We start from the raw sequence: 20,135 nt of genomic DNA on the forward strand, positions 1-20,135 counted from the left end.
AAGGTCGCGGTGCCGGCCGAGCAGCAGCACGAGCCGCCACCGACCGGGGCGCTTCGTCGCTGGCTGACCGACACCGCGGGTGGCCTGCCCGCGACCTTCTGGTACCTCTGGGTCGGCCTGCTGATCAACCGGGCCGGCGCGTTCGCGATGCTCTTCCTGTCGCTCTACCTGACCGCCGCCCGGGGCGCCAGCGAGGCGCTGGCCGGAGTGGTGGTCGGTGGGTTCGGTGCGGGTGGTGCGGTCGGGGTCCTGCTCGGTGGGGTGCTGGCCGACCGGTGGGGTCGACGCTCGACCCTGGTGGCAGCTCACCTGCTCACCGCCGCCCTGATGGTCGCGCTGGCTCTCAGCCATCACCTGGGCGTGATCGCGACGCTCGCCCTGCTGGTCGGGGTGACGCACTCGATGCCGAGCCCGGCCTTCGTCGCCGCGATCGTCGACGTGGTACCGGAGCATCGCCGGTCCCGCGCCTTCAACCTGCAGTTTTGGGCGTTCAACCTCGGCATGGCCGTCGCGTCGCTGCTGGCCGGACTGCTGGCCGAGGCGAGCTACGTGGCGCTCTTCCTGGTCGACGCGGTCGCCACGGTGGCGACCGCCGCGCTGATCGCCTGGAAGGTTCCGGAGACGCTGGCCCGCCGACAGCCGCGGGCGAGTCCGGCCGCTGGAGCCCGGCATCCGCGTCGCCCCGGACTGCACACCGCGTTGACCGATCGGCACTTCCTGATTTTCGTCGGGCTGACCTTCGTACTCGCCGTACTGACCATGCAGGCGTCGACGATCATGCCGTTGGCCATGCGTGCCGACGGGTTGGGGCCGTCGTCGTACGGCGCGGTGGTGGCCCTCGGCGGCGTCCTGATCGTGCTCGGGCAGTTGTTCGTACCCCGGCTCATCGACCGCCACCGGAAGGCCCACGTGCTGGCCCTGTCGACGGCGCTGCTCGCCGTCGGCTTCGGCGCGCTCGCCGTCGCCGACGACCTCGTGTTCTACCTGGGTGCCTGCCTGATCTGGACGGTCGGCTCGATGCTGGCCGCGCCACCCAACGCACAGATCAACGCGGACCTGGCCCCACCGGCGCTGCGGGCCCGCTACCAGTCGGTGTTCTACCTGGCCTTCCCGGCGGCGTCGTTCCTCGCGCCGACGCTCGGCGGCTTCAGCCTGCAACGGTGGGGCGACGGGCACTGGCTGCTGGTGGGCGCACTGGGTCTGCTGGCCGCCGGTGCGCACCTGGTCGCCGGGCCGGCGCGGGAGCGACGCGTCGCCACCCTGCGTCATCGGGGCGAACGGGCCGAGCCGTCGCTGGCCGGGCGTTCCTGAGCACACGCGTAATGCCCGGCACGAAATCGTGCCGGGCATTTCACGTCGTACGACCGGCGGCGGCGGGCGGCACTCACCCCCGTAAGCGACGCCCGCTCGCGCCGCCGGTCCAAACAGGTGGGCCACCGTCCCCCAACGGTGTCGGTCCACCCGTCCCCCGCGTCTCACCCGGCTGCACAGATCTGATCGATCCGCCGCTCCCCCGAACGGCACCGAGCGTGACGCGGTGCAATAAAGTTAGTGCGGCCCGACCTCGGGATTCAACCTGAGCGACTGTCTCGCCCGTCACAGCGCGATCCCCCTTGAGACGGCGCCTAGGCCCTCGGTCAAGGCCAACTGCGGGTACCCGAGCACTATTCCCGCAAACCTCTCAGCCGTCCTCCCGATCGGGTGATTCGGTCCGGAAAAAGTTGCTCGGCCGGCCGTCCCGCATCTGCTCCTGATAAATCAGGTTCAGCCGACGCAGGTCGAAGGTGTGAAACCACTCGTCCCAGGTGATCTCGCGGATCCGGCTGCTCTCCCGATAACCCGGGATGTTGAACGTCAGCACCCCGGCCCGACCCGCACGCTCGGTACCGCTGATCGTCGCCGGCTTGGCGCCCCGTTGCCGGGCCCACCGTCGAATGACGTCATGGTTGGTGGTGACCAGGCTGCGGCCGGGGCGCTCCGGCCGATCCTGGAGCGAGGAGATGAGCTGCGACGACCGGACCGACCGCGACGTCGACCGACCGGTCCGCGCCGCGCCGCCACCGGCCGGTTGGGCTCCCGCGGTGCTTTTCCGCGCCGCGCCCGTCGTGGACCTGCGCGCCGCGCTTGTCGCCTTGCGGGCGGTGCCGGTCGTCGACCTGGCCGCCGTGCCGGTCGCCTTACGCGCCGGAGCAGCCCGTTTCGCCGGCGCCGCCTTCGCCCGTGCCGGTGCCGCCTTCGCTCGTCCCGGTGCCGCCTTCGCCCGTGCCGGTGCCGCCTTCGCTCGTCCCGGTGCCGCCTTCGCTCGTCCCGGTGCCGCCTTGGCCCGTCCCGGTGCCGCCTTCGCCCGTCCCGGCGTCGTCCGGCCGGAAGTCGCCTGTTTCGTGCCGGACGCCTTCGTGGCACCGGCCCGGCCGGCCGGACCGCTGCTGCGACGCCCGGCGCCACTGGACCGCAACGTCTTCGCCAGTGTCTTCACCAGTTCCGGCTTACGCAGGGCCGAGATGCCGGAGACCCCGTGTCGCCGCAGCTGTCCCCGAATGTCGTCCACCCGCATGCGGGAGATCTCCGACTCGGAGATCCGTGGCGTGTTCGGGGTCTGGTTGCCGCCCTGCCGCCTGGTCCTGGTCGCGGTCCCGCCGCGACCCGAGCTGCTTCGCTGAGCCATGGATGCTCACGCTCCTCGCCACTCGCCGTCTCGGCGCGGCGGGTCCCAACGCCGCACCGCGCGCAGCGGCTTACCCGTCAGGAGCGGTCCGAACCTCCGGCTGCCGTCAAGAGTCGTCCGAGTCTCCGGCTGCGGCCGGCGGAGCCGAGCGGGTGGCCGCCGAGGGCTCGAACAGATGCGCGAAGGCGGCCAGGTTGGCGGTCGACTCACCCCGTTTCACCCGCCACTCCCACTCGCGGCGAATCGAGCTGCCGAAGCCGATCTCCAGCATCGTGTCGAAGGACTCGTCGGCGTAGGTAAGCACCGCGCCGAGCAGCCGGTCCAACTCGTCGGCATCCACAGCGTCCGGGTTGACCCGGCCGGTGAGGTAGACGTCGCCGACCGCGTCGATGGAGAACGACACGGCGTACATCTTGGCGTTGCGCTGCAACAGCCAGGCCCACAGTTCCTCGCGCCGCTCGTCCGGCTGACGCATCACGAACGCCTCGATCCGCAGCGCGTGCTCACCGACGATCAGGTTGCAGATTGTCTTGAGCTTGTGCGTACCGGGCAGGGTCACCGCGTACGACCCTGAGCCGGTGGACTCGCAGGCGAGTTCCCGCTCCGCGCAGACGGACTCGATAAGGGCACCGAGGTCGCTCATCCGGACAACTCTACGGCGATCATCACCGCGTCGCCCGACTGCCGGGCGGTCACCCGTGCAGGTCCGGCACCGCCGGGCGACTTTGGCGCAGCGCCGTGCCTCCCTGCGTTGCCCCCGTGGGGACCGGGCCAGAGCGCCTGGCCCGGCCCTCACGGTCAGCAGCAGGCGGTGAGTTCGGCGGTCAGGCCGGCCCGGTGGTCGGCGATCGCCTCACCGTAGACGCTGAGCAGGCCGGCGGCCGTGCGATGCCAGGAGAAGGCCCGGGCATGCTGGGCGGCGCCGACGGACATTTCCGCCCGTCGGGCCCGGTCGGGCAACAGGCGGGCCAGCGTAATCGCCCAGTCCGCCGGGTCGTGCCCACGCACCAGCACCCCGCTGACCTGGTCACGCACCGCGGTGACCAGCCCACCGACGGCGGCGGCCACCACGGGCGTACCGCAGGCCTGGGCCTCCAGCGCGACCAGGCCGAAGGATTCGTTGTACGACGGCACCGCGACCAGGTCGGCCGCCTGGTACAGCAGGGGCAGTTCCGCTCCGGTGCGCGGCGGCAGGAAGTGCACCCGGTCGGTGACGCCGAGCGAGGCGGCCAACTCGATGAGCGCGGTGGGCCGGTCCAGCCCGGTGCCGCTGGGCCCGCCACAGATCACCACCGCCACCTCGCGGGCCAGTTCGGGGTCTCGCGCACGGAGGGCGGCGATCGCGCGGATGAGGACATCGGGTGCCTTCAGCGGCTGGATCCGCCCGACGAAGGCGACCAGATGACCACGGATCGGCAGGCCGAGCCGAACCCGGGCGGCCGTGGTCGCCGCGTCCCGGTCGCCGACGGCGGGACGGAACCGCTCCAGATCCACCCCGGGCTCGACCACCGTGACCCGGGTGGGGTCGGCGTCGTACCTGCCGATCAGGTCCCCAGCCTCGACCCGGGTGTTCGCCACCAACCGGTCCGCCTCCGCCACCACCTGTTCCTCACCGATCACCCGCGCCTTCGGCTCCGGCCGGTCACCGATGGCGAGCTGCGCGTTCTTCACCTTGGCGAGGGTGTGCGCGGTGTGCACCAGCGGCACCCCCCAGCGGTCCTTGGCCAGCCAGCCGACCTGCCCGGAGAGCCAGTAGTGGGAGTGGATGAGGTCGTAGTGGCCCGGCGGGCGGGCCGCCTCGGCGCGCAGTACGCCCGCGGTGAACGCGCAGAGCTGGCCGGGCAGTTCCTCCTTGGTTAGGCCCTCCAGCGGGCCCGCCATCACGTGCCGGACGTGCACCCCGGGGGCCACCTCCACCACCGGTGGCAGGTCGCCCGAGGTGGCCCGGGTGAAGATCTCGACCTCGACGTTGGCCTCGGCCAGTCGTCGGGAGACCTCCAGGATGTAGACGTTCATCCCGCCCGCGTCCCCGGTGCCCGGCTGGTGCAACGGCGAGGTGTGTACCGACAGGGTCGCGATCCGCCGGGGTCGCGGCCACGGCAGGGCACCTCGCTGACGACCGACACCGGTGTGCTCTTCCGCCACGTCCGCTCCCTTTGCCACGGTTGATGCCGTCCCCGCACGACCGGCGCTCCTGCGTCAACAATCCACGCCGGATGTCATCTTCCCGATCGGCGACGGGTAATACGTCAGGCAGGTCTTCGGGCGTGACCGACCTCATGGCGACCGCGCCGCCCGCCGTCCGATGGCAGGGGGCGAGAATGGCCGGATGAGTCGTGTCGCGATCGTCACCGGAGCATCCAGCGGGATCGGCGCCGCCACCGCGCGGCGGCTCGCCAGCGAGGGTTTCCACGTGCTCGCCGCGGCACGGCGTGCCGACCGGCTGGTCGAACTGGTCGCGGAGATCACCGCGGCCGGCGGTTCCGCCACGGCGGTGAGCTGTGACGTCACCTCCGACGAGTCGGTGGCCGACCTCGCCCGGGCCGCGCAGCAGGTCGGCGGGCCGGTGACCCTCCTGGTGAACAACGCGGGCGGGGCACGTGGGCTGGATCCGGTGGAGTCCGGCGCGATCGGTGACTGGCAGTGGATGTACGACGTCAACGTGCTCGGCACGCTGCGGGTCACCCAGGCGCTGTTGCCAGCGCTGGAGGGTTCGGGTTGCGGCACGATCGTCGTCGTCTCGTCGACCGCCGGCTTCACCGTCTACGAGGGTGGCGGCGGCTACACCGCGGCGAAGCACGCGCAGACCGCGATCGCGGGCACGTTACGGCTGGAGTTGTGTGGGCGCCCGGTGCGGGTGATCGAGATCGACCCGGGCATGGTGAAGACCGACGAGTTCTCGTTGACCCGCTTCGGCGGGGACGCCGAGCGGGCGGAGGCGGTCTATGCCGGTGTCGCCGAGCCGCTGCTCGCCGAGGATGTCGCCGACTGCATCGCCTGGTGCGCCACCAGACCGCAGCACGTCAACGTGGACCGTCTCGTGGTCCGGCCGCTGGCCCAGGCCGCCCAGCACAAGGTGCACCGGACGGGCTGACGGTGGTGCCGGCGTCCCGGCCGCTCGGCGTGGTCACCAGGGGTACCACCGGGCCCAACCGGCTGCGGCGGGTGGACAACTGGATCGTGCAGACCTGCGCCGACCCGTTGCGCGCCGCACCGGACCCACTCGTGGTGGACCTCGGCTTCGGTGCGACCCCGGTGACCGCGGTGGAGCTGCGCGCCCGGCTAACCGCCCGGGTCCGCGCGGACGTGCGGGTGGTCGGGCTGGAGATCGATCCGGTACGCGTCGCCGACGCGCAGCCCGCCGCCGATCCACCCGGGCTCACCTTCGCCCGTGGCGGCTTCGAGCTGGCCGGTCTGCGTCCCACCCTGGTCCGCGCGTTCAACGTGCTGCGCCAGTACGACGAGAGCGAGGTGGCCGACGCGTGGGCCACGATGTGCGCCGGGTTGACCACGGGTGGCCTGCTGGTGGAGGGAACCTGTGACGAGTTGGGACGCCTCGCCGGCTGGGTGCTGCTCGATGCCGACGGCCCACGCTCGCTGACCCTGGCCGCCCGGCTGGCGACCCTGAGGAGTCCGGCCGAGCTGGCCGAGCGGCTACCGAAGGCGCTCATCCACCGCAACGTGCCGGGTGAGCGGATCCACGACCTGATCCGGGCCCTCGACGACGCCTGGCGCGCCGCCGCCGGCTATGCCCCCTTCGGTCCCCGCCAGCGCTGGCTGCACACCGTGTCCACCGTCCGCGCCCAGGGCTGGCCCGTCCTCGACCGCCCCGGCCACTGGCGCCACGGCCGCCTAACCGTCCCCTGGCCCACCATTGCCCCCAACCAGTAAACCTGACCCCACCCGCCCCACCCACCCCCCCGCCCCCGCCTTCCCGGGTTGATCATGAAGTTGTTGCCCCGGGAAACGCTTGCCCGATGCAATAACTTCATGATCAACGCGAGAGGGCGGGGGTGGTTGGGGGCGCGAGGGTGGTGGGTTGTTAGAGGGTGCAGTTGATGAGGACGGGTTCGGGGTGGAGGGTTACGCCGAAGCGGGACTGGACGCCGTCGCGGATCTCGCGGGCCAGGGTGAGCAGGGCCCCGGTGCTGGCCTTGCCGGTGGGGTTGGTCAGGGCGAGGGTGTGCTTGGAGGAGATGGCGGTGCCCTCGGGGCCGGGATACCCCTTGCCGAAACCGGCCTTGTCGATCAGCCAGGCGGCGCTGACCTTGACCAGGTCACCGGCACCCGGCCAGGCCGGCGGCTCACCCAGCCCGGCGGCTCGCTGCCGCAACTGTTCGTACGTCGCGGCGTCGAGGACCGGGTTGGTGAAGAACGAGCCGACGGAGCGGGTGTCGGGGTCGCCAGCGTCGAGCACCATGCCCTTGCCCGCGCGCAGCCCCAGCACCGTGGACCGGGCCTGGGCCAGCGGCACCCGGCCACCGACCTCGACACCGAGCGCCCGGGCGAGTTCCGCGTAGCGCACCGGGCCGGACAGCGGCGAGCGGGCCAGTCGGAAGTCCACCGAGAGCACCACCCAGCGCTCGTTGTACTTGAAGATGCTGGACCGGTAGGCGAAGCCGCAGTCGGCGGCCTCGACCTGCCCGACGGCACCGGCCGTCCGGTCGTAGACCTGCACGGCGGTGATGGTCTCGGCGACCTCCTGCCCGTACGCCCCGACGTTCTGGATCGGCGTGGCACCGGTCGAGCCGGGGATGCCGGACAGGCACTCCAGCCCCGACCAGCCGTTGCGTACGGTCGCGGCGACCAGGTCGTCCCACGGCTCGCCGGCCTCGACCCGTACTGTGACGGTCTGCTCGTCCTCGGCGACCACCCGCAGCCCCCGGGAGCGGACGAGCACCACCGTGCCGGGGAAGCCGCCGTCACCGATCACCACGTTGCTACCGCCGGCGATCAGGAGGATCTCGGCGTCCGCTTCGCGTACCCGGCTGACGATCTCGGCGGCGGTGGTGGCGCTGACCACCCGGCCGGCGGGCCCACCCAGACACAATGTCGTGTATTGCGCCAGATCGTCCGTGCTGGCGGGTTGCGCGGCGGCTGTCGGCTGGGCGTAGACGTCAGACACGCCTCTCACCCTAGGCTGAGGGGTAGCCGTGGCACCCACTGGTGGCCCGGTCACCCCCGGGAGGATGGCGATGAGCAGATTGCACGGCACCAAGGATTTCTGGATCGGCGCGCTCCGGGCGGAGGGCCCGGCGTTCGCCGCCGCGGTGGCCGAGGCACCGCCCGAGACACCCGTGCTGTCCTGCCCCGGTTGGACCGTGACCGACCTGACCCGCCATCTCGCCGGCGTCTACCGGTGGGTGCACGCCGTGGCCGGCTCGGGCGATCCGTCGGCACCACAGCAGGGCAGGTCACAGCCGGTCGAGCCGGCGGCGGACGTCACCGCCGTGCAGCAGTGGCAGCAGGCGTACGACGAGCTGATGGCGCTCTTCGACTCCCTCGACCCGGAGGCGCCGGCCTGGAACTGGGCTCCACAGCCGAAGAAGGCGGGCTTCTGGCCGCGCCGGATGGCCCACGAGACGGCGGTGCACCGTTGGGACGCCCAACTCGCCATCGCCGCGGGTGAGCCGGTCGAGGCGAAGCTCGCGGCCGACGGGGTGAGCGAGGTACTCGACACCTGGCTGCCGGCGGGCCGGCGCAAGTCGGGCGGCCCGTGGGCGGGCGTGGTCCGGTTGACCGCCACCGACGCCGACCAGGAGTGGTATCTGCGGCTGCGCGGCGAGGGGGTGGCCCTGCTCGACACCGGCACCATCCTCGATCACGACGACCATCACGCCCGGGTTCAGGTCACCGGCACCGCCAGCGACCTGCTGCTGGCGCTCTGGGGCCGGGTCAGCTTCGACACCCTGACCGTCTCCGGCGACCGCGCCCTGCTCGACGGCGTACGCACCGGCTGACCCCCTCCCGACCTCGTTGATCATGAGGTTGGCGGCAACCGCCAGATCAAATCCGCCACCAACCTCATGATCAAGCAGGGTGGGGCGGGGGTGACGGTTGTGGCCATTCTGTGATGGGTGCTGAGAGAGCGCTCTCTTGACATGGTCCCAGGGCGGACCGCAGGCTACGAGAGAGCGCTCTCAGAACCTCCTACCACCACCCCGACCTGAGAGGGGTCATCAGACAATGGGCACATTCCCGCGTCACCGCCTCGCGGCGGTCGCTCTGGCCGCCACCGGCGTCCTGCTCGTCACCAGCGGCTGCGGCGGCGGCGACGAGGCCGCCGGGGACGGCAAGATAACGCTCACCGTCGACGTCTTCGGGCAGTTCGGCTACGAGCAGCTCTACCAGCAGTACATGGACGCCAACCCGAACATCAAGATCGTCGAGCGGGGCACCGGCGGCAACCTCGACGAGTACTCGCCGAAGCTGACCCAGTGGCTCGCCGCGGGCAAGGGCGCCGGCGACGTCGTGGCCATCGAAGAGGGCCTGATGGTCGAGTACAAGGCCAATCCGGACAACTTCGTGAACCTGCTCGACCATGGTGCCGCCGACCTCAAGGGCAATTTCCTGGAGTGGAAGTGGAACCAGGGGCTGACCGCCGACGGCCAGAAGCTGATCGGGCTCGGCACCGACGTCGGCGGCATGGCCATGTGCTATCGCACCGACCTGTTCGAGAAGGCGGGCCTGCCGACCGACCGTGAGCAGGTCTCCGCGCTCTGGCCGACCTGGGAGGACTACATCGCCACCGGCGAGAAGTTCAAGGCCGCCGACACCGGCGCGTCGTTCCTGGACGCGGCCACCAACACCTTCAACACCATCGTGCTCCAGACGGCCGGCAACGCGCAGGGCTACCACTACTACGACACCAGCGACAACCTGGTGGTGGACACCAACCCGGCGGTCAAGCAGGCCTGGGACATCACCATGAACATCGTCACCGCCGGCCTGTCCGGCAAGTACGGCTCCTGGTCCGAGGAGTGGGTTTCCGCCTTCAAGCAGGCCAAGTTCGCCACCATCGCCTGCCCCGCCTGGATGACCGGCGTGATCGAGGGCAACGCCGGGCCGGAGGCCAAGGGCAAGTGGGACATCGCCCGGGTGCCGGGCAACGGCGGCAACTGGGGCGGCTCGCACCTGGCCGTACCGCAGCAGAGCAAGCACCAGGACGAGGCGATCAAGCTGGCCAAGTTCCTGACCAGCGCCGAGGGTCACATCGGCGCGTTCAAGGCCAAGGGCCCGCTGCCGTCCTCGCCGCAGGCGCTTGACGACCCCGCCATCACCGAGGCCACCAACGCGTACTTCTCCGACGCGCCGGTCGGCAAGATCTTCGGCGAGGGTGCGAAGACCCTGAAGCCGGTCTACATGGGCCCGAAGAACCAGGCCGTCCGCACCGAGGTGGAGAACGCGGTCCGCACCGTCGAGCTGGGCCAGCGCAGCCCCGACCAGGGCTGGCAGGACGCCATCAACAACGCCAAGAAGGCCGCCGCCAAGTAACCGGCCCGACGGCCCCATTCCCCGCCGCCGGTCCAGGGTCCCGCCGCGTATCGACGCGTACGGCGGGCTCGCCCTGGGCCGGCGCGGGGCGGGGGCGTGGAAAGGAGTCAACGGGTCATGGCGTTGCAGCTCGACGCGCGACCGCCGGCCAGACCGGCGCCGCGGGACACCCGCCCGTCCCGGGCCGGCCGGCTGAGCCGGATCGACGCGAAGTACTCGCCCTACCTCTACATCGCTCCGTTCTTCGTGATCTTCGCGATCTTCGGGGCCTGGCCGCTGGCGTACACCTTCTGGGTCTCGCTGCACGACTGGGACCTGCTCGGTAGCAATCCCACCTTCGTGGGTACGGACAACTACGCCCGGCTGCTGGCGGACAGCGACTTCTGGCACTCGGTGGTCAACACCCTCGGCATCTTCCTCATCAGCACGGTCCCGCAGCTGCTCGCCGCGCTCTGGCTGGCGAACCTGCTCAACCGGCAGCTGCGGATGCGTACCGGTTGGCGGATGGCGGTGCTGGTGCCCAACGTCACCTCCACGGCCGCCGTGGCGATCGTGTTCGGGGTGCTGTTCGGCCGCGAGTTCGGCATGGTCAACTGGCTGCTCGACCTGATCGGCGTCGACGGCATCGAGTGGAAGTCCAACCGGTTCGCCTCCTGGGTGGCCATCTCGACCATGGTCGACTGGCGCTGGACCGGCTACAACGCGCTGATCTTCCTGGCCGCCATGCAGGCCATTCCCCGCGACCTCTACGAGGCGGCGGCGATCGACGGCGCGAACCGGGCCCGGCAGTTCTGGACCATCACCGTGCCGCTACTCAAGCCGACGATCATCTTCTGCGTCATCATCTCCACCATCGGCGGGCTGCAACTGTTCACCGAGCCCCGGCTGTTCCACTCCGGCACCAACGCGATCCGCGGCGGGCCGATGCGCGAGTCACAGACCATGACCATGTACATGTTCGAGAACGCCTTCGCGCCCTACTACAACTTCGGCTACGGATCCGCGGTCGCCTGGCTGCTCTTCGCCCTGATCGCCATCGTCGCGGCGATCAACGTACTGATCATCCGCCGGCTCGGCGCCGGCGCCCGGCCGGACACCGGCAAGCGGAAGGGAGTCTCGCGATGAGCGAGCGCAGCGAGGTGGCGCGATGAGCCGGTTGTGGCGGGCGAGCCCGCTGACGTACTTCGCACTCGTCGCCGCCGGGGTGCTGTCGGTCTTCCCGATCTACTGGATGTTCGTGGTGGCCAGCCGGTCCAGCGACGCGATGGGCCAACTGCCACCGCCGGTGACCCCGGGCGGCAACCTGGGTGCGAACATCTCCCGGCTGTTCGCCAACACCGACGCCTACTTCGTGACCGGCCTGATCAACTCGGCGATCGTCGCGGTCACGGTCACCGTCTCCGTGGTGTTCTTCTCCACCCTGGCCGGGTTCGCCTTCGCCAAGCTGCGGTTCCGGGGCAGCAACGCACTGCTGATGGTCATCATCGCCACGATGATGGTGCCCACCCAACTGGGCGTGATCCCGTTGTACATCCTGATGACGAAGCTGAACCTGAACGACCGGCTGCCAGCGGTGATCATGCCCGCCCTGGTCACCGGGTTCGGGGTGTTCATGATGCGGCAGTACGCCGGGCAGGCGGTCAGCAGCGAGCTGATCGAGGCTGCCCGGGTGGACGGTTGCGGCACCGCCCGCATCTACTGGAACGTGGTGGTGCCGGCACTGCGGCCGGCCGCCGCCGTCCTGGGCCTGCTCACCTTCATGACCACCTGGAACGACTTCCTCTGGCCGTACGCGGTGCTCAACGACCCGGAGAATCCCACCGTGCAGCTATCGTTGCGGGCCCTGTCTGACGGCTACTACCAGGACATGTCCCAGGTCTTCACCGGCACGGCCATCGCCACGCTGCCCCTGCTGCTGGTATTCGTCCTGTTCGGCCGCCAGATCATCGGCGGGATCATGGAAGGTGCGGTCAAGGCGTGACTGAGTTGAGATTTCCGGACAACTTTCTCTGGGGTGCGGCCACTGCGGCGTACCAGATCGAGGGGGCGACCCGCGACGACGGGCGCGGCGAGTCGATCTGGGACACCTTCAGCCGGACCCCGGGCAAGGTACACGCCGGCCACACCGGTGACGTCGCCTGCGACCACTACCACAGGTACGCCGACGACGTCGCGATGATGGCGGAGCTGGGGTTGCAGGCGTACCGCTTCTCGGTGTCCTGGCCTCGCATCCAGCCCGACGGCAGCGGCCCGGTCAACCCGCGCGGCCTGGACTTCTACGACCGGCTGACGGACGCGCTGCTGGGCCGGGGCATCGACCCGATCATCACGCTCTACCACTGGGACCTGCCGCAGACGTTGCAGGATCGCGGCGGATGGACCAGCCGGGACACCGCCGAGCACTTCGCCACCTACGCCGCCGCGTTGTACGCCCGCCTCGGCGACCGGGTCGGCACCTGGACCACGCTCAACGAGCCGTGGTGCTCGGCGTACCTCGGCTACGGCAACGGCGTGCACGCCCCCGGGGTGCAGGAACCGGGAGCCGCCTTCACCGCCGTACACCACCTGCTGCTCGCGCACGGCCTGGCTGTCCAGGCGCTGCGCGCGGGCGGTGCCGGGCGCGTAGGGGTGACGCTCAATCCCGCCGACGTACGCCCCGCCGACCCGAACAGCGCCGCCGACGCCGCCGCCGTACGCCTGGTCGACGGCCTGCACAACCGGATCTTCCTCGATCCGCTGCTGGTCGGCGGGTACCCGGACGACGTCCGGGAGCATGTCGCGCGGTTCGTCGAACCCATCTTCGTACGGGACGAGGACGAGAAGATCATCGCGGCGCCGATCGACCTGCTCGGGATCAACTACTACGCGCCGACCTACGTCGCCGGCCGGCCGGACGGTGCCGGCGGGGGCGGGGCGTACCCCGGCACCGAGGGGCAGGTGCAGTTCCTGGCACCGGTCGGGCCGCTCACCGACATGGGCTGGATGATCGAACCGGCCGGCCTGACCCGGCTGCTGGAACGCATCGCCACCGACTATCCGGCGGTGCCGCTGCTGATCACCGAGAACGGTGCGGCGTTCCCGGACAAGACCGCCGACCAGACGACCCCCCTCCAGGACTCGGACCGGGTCGCCTACCTCGACGGCCACCTGCGTGCCGCGCACGAGGCCATCGCCCGGGGCGTCGACCTGCGCGGCTATCTCGTATGGTCATTGCTTGACAACTTCGAGTGGGCCGAGGGGTACCGTAAGCGATTCGGCATCGTGCACGTCGACTACCTCACTCAGCGGCGTACACCGAAGTCCAGCGCCCGGTGGTACCAGGAGGTGATCTCCCGGAACGGGCTGTGACGAGGTGGTGGTTTCTCCGATGACGGGGGCACAGCGGCCCACTCTGGAAGCGGTGGCACGACGGGCCGGTGTGTCCCGGGCCACCGTTTCCCGGGTGGTCAACGGCTCGACCACGGTCGCCGAGCCGATCCAGGAGGCGGTCCGTCAGGCGGTCGCCGAGCTGGGGTACGTGCCGAACCTGGCCGCACGCACCCTCGTCACCCAGCGGACCGACTCGATCGCCCTGGTGATGCCGGAGGAGGCCACCCGGGTCTTCTCCGACGACCAGGTCTTCCCGGGGATCATCCGGGGCGCCGCGCAGGAGTTGGAGGCCGCGGACAAGCAGCTGGTGCTGATGCTGGCCGGGTCGCCGGCCGGGCATGAACGGGTCGCCCGGTACACCACCGGCCGGCACGTCGACGGGGTGCTGTTCGCCTCGCTGCACGGGGCTGATCCGCTGCCCGCCCGGCTGTCGGCGCTGGGCATCCCGGTGGTGTGCAGCGGCCGACCGCTCGACGGGGCGGACGTGCCGTACATCGACGTCGACCAGGTCGGCGGGGTCACCCGCGCGGTGCGGCACCTGATCGACAGCGGCCGACGTCGGATCGCCACCATCGCCGGTCCGCAGGACATGGTCGCCGGCATCGAGCGGCTGGCCGGCTACCGGGACACCGTCACCGCCGCCGGGCTGACCGAGATGGTGGCGGTCGGCGACTTCACCCGCGAGTCCGGCGCGGCGGCGATGCGCGAGCTGCTCGCCGCCCACCCCGACCTGGATGCCGTCTTCGCCGCATCGGACCTGATGGCCCACGCCGCCCTGCGTACGCTGCGTGCGGCGGGACGGCGGGTGCCCGAGGACGTCGCGGTGATCGGCTTCGACGACATCGAGACGGCCGCGTACACCGATCCGCCGTTGACCACCGTCCGGCAACCGATAGTGGAACTGGGTCGGCAGGGCACTCGGCTGCTGCTTCGCCTCGCCGCCGGCGACCAGGTAGAGCCGGCGCTCATCCTGCCCACCGAGCTGATCATCCGCGAATCCGCCTGAGCCACGTCGGCGTCCCCCGGCGCCCGGACCTGCGCGGACTGTGATGTTCGGCATTACGTCCTCACTACGCCTCACGGCCCATCGACGGGGCGGGCCTCTCCCAGCAGGCCGCCGAGACTCCCGATCACCGCCCGAGAGGCCGCCGATCCCGCCCGGACCGGGCACATCCGGCATTGTCTGCTCCCATATCCGGTATGTACCGTGAGCGCGTCACGCACAGTGGTTCGTGGCTTCGATCCGTGGGGGAGTCGAACGGTGCCCACCGAAACGCCGTCGAATGCGGCCGATCCGAGTCGTCGCATCATCGGCGGCGCAGCAGATCGCTCGACCCGCACCTGGCAATTTGTGGGAGTCACCACCCTGGCCGGCGTCATCGCATTGACCGCTGTCGCGGTTCCCTGGCTGCTGGCGTCGGACGACAGCCGTCGCGACGAAGCCGCCGCCCCCGCCGCGACGGGCAATCTGACCCATCCGGCGACGTCCTCGGTGCCCAGCACCCATCCGACCTCGGCCGGTCCGACCACCCAGGGCACGGCAACGGCTGCCGAGCCGGCAGCGCCGAGCAGCGAACCGGCCTCGGACCGGTCGGTCGGGTCGGTGACGTCCGCACCGCCGCCGGTCGCGCCCGCACCGGCGTCACCGTCGGCCGCTGCCCCCGACCGCTCCACTGCGGCGGCACCGTTCAGCCCGGTCAGCGTGGAGGCCGAGGACCCGGCCAACCTGCTCAGCGAGGGCGCCGGCATCGCCAGCTGCGCCGCCTGCGGCAACGGTGCCCGGGTTCGCTATGTCGGCAGGCTCACCGCCTACCTCACCACGGCCACCGGCGGCAGTCGGACCATCACCGTCAGGTACACAGTCAAGGGTGACCGCACCATCAAGATCTCCATCAACGGTGCCGCGCCAACCGCACACCACCTGACCGGTACCGACTGGGACACCCCCCGCACCCTCCGGTACACCGCGATGGTCCCGGCGGGGCGGGTCAGCATGGCCTTCTACAACGACACCGGCCCAGCTCCGGACATCGACAAGATCACCATAAGCTGACTCCGCGCGGATGAGTCGATTCGTCGCGTACGTCGCGCTGTGCCGAGCCATGCTGCTCGGCAGGTTGGCGTTGACGCTGGCGGCGGTCGGCGTCGGTATCCGGCTTGTCGACGATCCCTGGCAAGCGGGTGGTGCTCTGCTGCTCGTCACCGTCACCACATGCGTGCAGGTCACCGTGTTGGGCCGCTGGCCGAGCGTCATTCGGTGGCGGTTGGGTTTCCTGGCCGTTGACGCCTTCATCATGATCGCGGTGCTGGTGGTCAGCCAGGGACAAGTGGCCTTCTTCTGTTATTCCGCCGGCTTCGCCGCGCTCACCGGCGCCCTGTTGGGGATCCGCGCACTACCCCTGTGGATCGCCGTCGCCGGGCTCGGGCTCGCCGTGGCGACCCACCTGCTGCGGACCGGCGGGCCGGCGGACTCCATCGCGGCACCGTTCGTACTGGCTTTTCCGATGATGAACATCGTCTGCGGGTACGGTGCGGCCGTGCTGACTGCGGCCCTGACCCGCTACCTCGACGCCTCGATCGCAGCGGTCGCCAGCGCCTACCACTCGGCGGCGGCTTCGGAGCGGGCACGGTTGGCACGCGAGTTGCACGACTCGGTCGCGAAGACGCTGCGCGGTGTTTCCTTCGCTGCCGTCGCCCTTCCCACCCTGCTCCGCCGCCAACCCGACCTGGCCGAGGAACTCGCCAACACCGTCTCCGTCGGAGCCGACACCGCTATCCGCGAGGCTCGCGAACTGCTCACCGGACTGCGCCGGGATCCGCTGGACCGGCCGCTCGCCGCTCATCTGCGCGAGCTGTGCCGGGACTGGACAGAGCGGACCGGGATTGCGATGCAGCTCGACGCCGCCGACGTCGAGGAGCCGACACCGGCAGCTCGGTACGAGTTGAGCCAGATCACGGCCGAGGCGTTGGAGAACGTCGCCCGGCACGCCGCGGCCACACTGGTCAACGTGAGCCTGCGCGAACGGGAGGGACACGTGGAGTTGACCATTTCCGACGACGGTGTGGGCTTCGCGCCGCCCGGCGAGCTCACTACGCTGTCCACAATGGGCAGCTTTGGCATCATCGGGATGACCGAGCGCGCCCAAGCGGTCGGTGGCACGCTGCGGCTCGACTCTCATGCCGGAACGGGCACCCGGGTGGTCGCCCGGGTACCACTTCCGGCCGCCGCCGGTGTCACCACCACCCCGTCCAGTGGATGGCGACCGTGATCGAAGTCATGCTCGTGGATGACAACCCCATCGTCCGGATGGCCCTACGCGGCTATCTCGCCAGCGCCGACGACATCACCGTGGTCGGTGAAGCGCCCGACGGACGGAGCGCGGTGACCATGGCGGCACGTCTCCGTCCGGACGTGACCCTGCTGGATCACCGGATGCCGATCGCCGACGGCCTCAGCGTGGTCAGCCAGCTCACGGAACACTCTCGCATCCTCGTCCTGACCAGCGACGACGCCGACGAGCTGATCGCCGGGATGCTACGCGGCGGCGCCCGCGGCTATCTGGTGCACGGTGAGTTCGATCCGGCCGAGCTGCTGCGCGCGGTCCGGGCAGTGGCTGACGGACAGGGCTGGCTCTCGCCGCGCGGCGCCTCGGTCACCATCTCGGTGCTCCGCGAGCAGGCCGCCCGCGAGGAGGAGGACGCGGAACGGACGCAGCACGACCAGGCCCGGCGGGCGGCATTCGGGCTGACCCCGCGCGAGCAGGAGGTGATGGCGCTGCTCTGCGCCGGGCATGCCAACGCGGCGATCGCCCGTCGCCTGCTGCTGACCGAGAAGACGGTGAAGAACCATCTTGCGAACATCTTCACCAAACTGCACGCCACCAACCGCACCGAGGCAGTCGTACGGTGGACGGGCCGCCAGTAGTCGCCCGACCTGTGTCCGCCGGTTGAACGCCACGGCGTTATCCGCCGTCGTATGGACGACGGGCCCTGCCGCCCGGCCACACCGCCCGGATGGGGTAGCCATGCGCGATCGATCGGCGACCGGCCGATGAGGGAACAACCAAGGAGCGACACCGGCCGCGACCCGAAGCTGGTCACCGCGCTGATCGTCCATCCCGGCCGAGCGGAGGGAGCCGCGCTGCGCGCGGTCCTCGACGTCGGCGAACAGATCCGGGTCGTCGCCCGCACCGAGGACGGCGGCACGGCGACGACCCTGACGCAACGGCTGCGTCCCGCCGTGATCCTGCTGGACGACCGAATCGCCACGCCCGACTACCGGGAGCTGGTCCGGACGCTGGCCAGACAATCCCGAGTGATCATCATGACCGCTGCCACCGAATGCACCACGATCACGGCGCTGCTCCGCGACCCGGTGCGTGGCTGCCTGGTGTACGGCCAGTTCGAGGCCGCCGACCTGCGCGAGGCAGTCCGCGCGGTGGCCGCCGGCCTGGGCTGGCTCTCACCGGTGGCGGTCGCCGCAGCGAGCTGGCAGTTGCGCGGCAGGCGGCGGCCCGTCGCGACCGCGCTGACCGGCACGGACACCATCGGCCTCCGGTAACGTTCAGGACACCAGTTCATCGACCCGGCCGAGGACTCCCCGCGCGGCCCGCAGGGCGTAGAACGAGCGCGACCGCACTGTCCCCTCCGGAATGCCGATCCGATTGGCCGTCTCGGCGACCGAGGCGCCGCCGTAGTACAGCTCGACCAGCACGGCGCGGTGTTCGGGGGTGAGTTGGCGAAGCGCGTCGGCCAGCGCGAACCGGTCGACGATCTCGTCGAAGGCGTTCTCAGCTGACGGCAGCCACGCCACGTCGACCCCGTAGATCTCCGTCGGTCGGGCAGCACGGGCCCGGACGGCGTCGATCACCAGGTGCCGCGCGACGATGAAGAGCCACCGACGTACGGTCTCCGCCTCGGTCGGAAGTTCTGCCAGCCGGCGCCAGGCCCGCAGCATGGTCTCCTGGAGCAGGTCCTCGGCGAGCTCACGCTGCCCCCGGGTCAAGCGCAACAGGAACGCGTACAGCGGATGCGCGTTCGCGGCGAAGATGGCCCGCATCCTGCGAACGGCGTCGGCGTCGCTCGACGGGCGTGTCTCGATGTCCACAGCTGTTCTCTCCCCCGGCCCGGACGGTCTGCCCGGGCACCCCGGACGGAGGCTAGTGGCCGCTGCCCGGGCGGCACCTGAGGCGAAGGGCCCAGTGGGGCCCAGACACCGACCGGCGCGACGCTGGCGATCCGATCGGCGCAAAGTTCTGCGCCTTCGGGTTGAACCGCTCAGGCCACCGGTCCGTCAGGCGGTCGTCCGGTTCTTCGGGCATCCGGCAGCTACCACGACGGAGGCAGCACGGTGGGCAAGAATGATTCGCGGGACATCAAGATGAGCCGAATCAGCTATGAGCAGCGGGTTCGTGAGTTGAACGGCGGGCGACGGCGGTCGCAGCAGTCGAGTTCGGACTCGGACGAGGCCGAGCTGCGGGACCGGACGGCGCAGAACCTGGACCGGGTCCGGTTCTCGGAGGCCAACAACGGGCAGTCCGCGCAGTGGCACGCGACCCCGCACGGGCAGCCCAACGAGGTCACCTACGACCCCAGCTATCCCTATGCCCAGCCGGGACAGCCCGGCCTGACGGCAGCGGGCAGTCTCGACCACGAGGTGGGCGACCACGAGTTCGCTGACCGCACGTACCAGCATCCCGACGACCGCGACCTGCGGGCGGTCAACATGCACCTGCCCGGCAACGACGCGGAGAGCGCCGAGCTGCAGGCCTCGTACCGACGACAGACCCAGACCATCCACGAGAACTGGGACGAAGTGCGAAACGCGGTCCCTCGGGACCGGCCCATCGCCAGGGACCAGGCCTGGTCCGACTACGTGAACGGGCGGGTCGACTACGCCCAGGCGAATCCGCACGTGCACAACGAGTCGGTCTCCGGGGACCTGTTGAGCTCGCTGCGTGATGCCCGGCTCTCCGACGGTCCCGTCGGCAACCAGCTCCGGGCCATCTCGCAGGAGGCCAGCGTCCGGCACCAGCACGGCGGCGAGGTGCAGCGGATCGGACCGGTGGCGGGCACGTCGTCCACCCGGGTGTCCGCCTACGGGAACAACCTGGCCGGGGCGAGCGGGCAGCAGAAGGGCAAGGGCCGGAAATGACGGAGGTGGCCGAGCGACACCAGGAGCAGCCGGCGGCGATGACCGTAGGCCCGCCGGCACCGCCGCCTCCGCCCGCGCCGCGCTTCATCTACCACCTCGACGACGAGGAGTACGACGACGCCCTGGCTCACCTGTGCATCTGGGTCGAGCACGTCCTGTTGCCGACGTACGGACGGGAGGTCACCTCGTCCCTGCCCTGGTGCCCGCAATGGTGGAATCATGCCGAGGCGGTTGCTCAACTACACGCCCTCTGGCTGACCTGGCAGGAGTTGACCGGCCACCTCGGTGGGCCGCTCGGCCCGGCCAACTGGCATCGGGATTATCTGGGCCCGGTGATGACCACCCTTCGTGACCCGGCTGGGCCATTCGCCGGCTGCAAGGCCGGAGCGCATCGAGCCAAGACATCGCCCGCTGTAGAGATGTTCGCCGTCGATTCCTGACGGTCCGGCGAGG

The 20,135-nt window shown here is 70.6% G+C and carries 20 protein-coding genes; 15 read left to right on the forward strand and 5 right to left on the reverse strand.

Translation table 11 applies throughout. The annotated features are described in order from the left end of the window. Positions 1-63 precede the first annotated feature (63 nt). A complete protein-coding gene (locus O7601_RS03725) occupies positions 64-1,311 on the forward strand; it encodes an MFS transporter (protein WP_281566781.1) in 1,248 nt (415 codons plus the stop codon). Positions 1,312-1,681: 370 nt separating this feature from the next. Here the strand turns inward: O7601_RS03725 and O7601_RS03730 are convergent, their stop codons facing one another. The 3 genes from O7601_RS03730 to mshA form a co-directional block, all read right to left on the reverse strand. Beyond that, positions 1,682-2,554, reverse strand: coding sequence for a hypothetical protein (locus O7601_RS03730; protein WP_281566782.1), 873 nt, complete (start codon positions 2,552-2,554; stop codon positions 1,682-1,684). Between the two features lie 217 nt (positions 2,555-2,771). Beyond that, on the reverse strand, positions 2,772-3,308 hold the full coding sequence (locus O7601_RS03735) for a YbjN domain-containing protein (RefSeq protein ID WP_281564865.1): 537 nt from the start codon (positions 3,306-3,308) through the stop codon (positions 2,772-2,774). Between the two features lie 155 nt (positions 3,309-3,463). Further along, complete coding sequence (gene mshA, locus O7601_RS03740) at positions 3,464-4,810, reverse strand: D-inositol-3-phosphate glycosyltransferase (protein ID WP_281564866.1); 1,347 nt, start codon at positions 4,808-4,810, stop codon at positions 3,464-3,466. A gap of 184 nt (positions 4,811-4,994) precedes the next feature. On the opposite strand from mshA, the gene O7601_RS03745 reads away from it, so the two are divergent. Continuing rightward, positions 4,995-5,759: an SDR family oxidoreductase gene (locus tag O7601_RS03745; RefSeq protein ID WP_281564867.1), complete on the forward strand. Its 765-nt coding sequence runs from the start codon at positions 4,995-4,997 to the stop codon at positions 5,757-5,759. Beyond that, positions 5,756-6,556: a class I SAM-dependent methyltransferase gene (locus tag O7601_RS03750; RefSeq protein ID WP_281566783.1), complete on the forward strand. Its 801-nt coding sequence runs from the start codon at positions 5,756-5,758 to the stop codon at positions 6,554-6,556. The genes O7601_RS03745 and O7601_RS03750 overlap by 4 nt, the downstream gene beginning before the upstream one ends. 151 nt (positions 6,557-6,707) lie before the next feature. On the opposite strand, the gene O7601_RS03755 is transcribed toward O7601_RS03750, so the two are convergent. After that, the gene (locus tag O7601_RS03755; protein WP_281564868.1) at positions 6,708-7,790 is read right to left on the reverse strand and encodes a UDP-N-acetylmuramate dehydrogenase; all 1,083 of its coding nucleotides are present in this window, start codon (positions 7,788-7,790) and stop codon (positions 6,708-6,710) included. A 70-nt stretch (positions 7,791-7,860) separates the two neighbouring features. Between O7601_RS03755 and O7601_RS03760 the strand changes: the two genes are divergently transcribed. The 10 genes from O7601_RS03760 to O7601_RS03805 all read left to right on the forward strand — a co-directional run bounded on the left by O7601_RS03760 (position 7,861) and on the right by O7601_RS03805 (position 18,089). Continuing rightward, the gene (locus tag O7601_RS03760) at positions 7,861-8,625 is read left to right on the forward strand and encodes a maleylpyruvate isomerase family mycothiol-dependent enzyme (protein ID WP_281564869.1); all 765 of its coding nucleotides are present in this window, start codon (positions 7,861-7,863) and stop codon (positions 8,623-8,625) included. A gap of 226 nt (positions 8,626-8,851) precedes the next feature. After that, a complete protein-coding gene (locus O7601_RS03765) occupies positions 8,852-10,159 on the forward strand; it encodes an ABC transporter substrate-binding protein (RefSeq protein WP_281564870.1) in 1,308 nt (435 codons plus the stop codon). Between the two features lie 117 nt (positions 10,160-10,276). Next, entirely contained in the window at positions 10,277-11,284 is a 1,008-nt protein-coding gene (locus O7601_RS03770; protein WP_281564871.1) for a sugar ABC transporter permease, read from the forward strand. 22 nt (positions 11,285-11,306) lie between these two features. Then, positions 11,307-12,140 carry a carbohydrate ABC transporter permease gene (locus O7601_RS03775; RefSeq protein WP_281564872.1) on the forward strand — a complete coding sequence of 278 codons (834 nt, stop codon included), beginning with the start codon at positions 11,307-11,309 and terminating at the stop codon, positions 12,138-12,140. Beyond that, positions 12,137-13,507 (forward strand): GH1 family beta-glucosidase, encoded by a 1,371-nt coding sequence (locus O7601_RS03780; RefSeq protein ID WP_281564873.1) that lies wholly within the window; start codon positions 12,137-12,139, stop codon positions 13,505-13,507. The genes O7601_RS03775 and O7601_RS03780 overlap by 4 nt, the downstream gene beginning before the upstream one ends. 19 nt (positions 13,508-13,526) lie before the next feature. Further along, on the forward strand, positions 13,527-14,534 hold the full coding sequence (locus O7601_RS03785) for a LacI family DNA-binding transcriptional regulator (RefSeq protein WP_281564874.1): 1,008 nt from the start codon (positions 13,527-13,529) through the stop codon (positions 14,532-14,534). A 255-nt stretch (positions 14,535-14,789) separates the two neighbouring features. Continuing rightward, positions 14,790-15,581, forward strand: coding sequence for a hypothetical protein (locus O7601_RS03790; protein WP_281564875.1), 792 nt, complete (start codon positions 14,790-14,792; stop codon positions 15,579-15,581). Between the two features lie 10 nt (positions 15,582-15,591). Beyond that, complete coding sequence (locus O7601_RS03795; protein WP_281564876.1) at positions 15,592-16,797, forward strand: sensor histidine kinase; 1,206 nt, start codon at positions 15,592-15,594, stop codon at positions 16,795-16,797. Beyond that, positions 16,785-17,453, forward strand: coding sequence for a response regulator transcription factor (locus tag O7601_RS03800; RefSeq protein ID WP_281564877.1), 669 nt, complete (start codon positions 16,785-16,787; stop codon positions 17,451-17,453). The genes O7601_RS03795 and O7601_RS03800 overlap by 13 nt, the downstream gene beginning before the upstream one ends. Before the next feature lie 126 nt (positions 17,454-17,579). Next, on the forward strand, positions 17,580-18,089 hold the full coding sequence (locus O7601_RS03805; RefSeq protein ID WP_281564878.1) for a hypothetical protein: 510 nt from the start codon (positions 17,580-17,582) through the stop codon (positions 18,087-18,089). Positions 18,090-18,092: 3 nt separating this feature from the next. Here the strand turns inward: O7601_RS03805 and O7601_RS03810 are convergent, their stop codons facing one another. After that, positions 18,093-18,635, reverse strand: a complete 543-nt coding sequence (locus O7601_RS03810) for a sigma-70 family RNA polymerase sigma factor (protein ID WP_281564879.1) — start codon at positions 18,633-18,635, stop codon at positions 18,093-18,095. Positions 18,636-18,878: 243 nt separating this feature from the next. Between O7601_RS03810 and O7601_RS03815 the strand changes: the two genes are divergently transcribed. Then, positions 18,879-19,682, forward strand: coding sequence for a hypothetical protein (locus O7601_RS03815; protein ID WP_281564880.1), 804 nt, complete (start codon positions 18,879-18,881; stop codon positions 19,680-19,682). Then, entirely contained in the window at positions 19,679-20,122 is a 444-nt protein-coding gene (locus O7601_RS03820; RefSeq protein WP_281564881.1) for a DUF4913 domain-containing protein, read from the forward strand. Before O7601_RS03815 ends, O7601_RS03820 begins: the two co-directional genes overlap by 4 nt. Positions 20,123-20,135 lie beyond the last annotated feature (13 nt).

It is taken from the genome of Verrucosispora sp. WMMD573, from assembly GCF_027497175.1.
Classification (GTDB): Bacteria; Actinomycetota; Actinomycetes; order Mycobacteriales; family Micromonosporaceae; genus Micromonospora.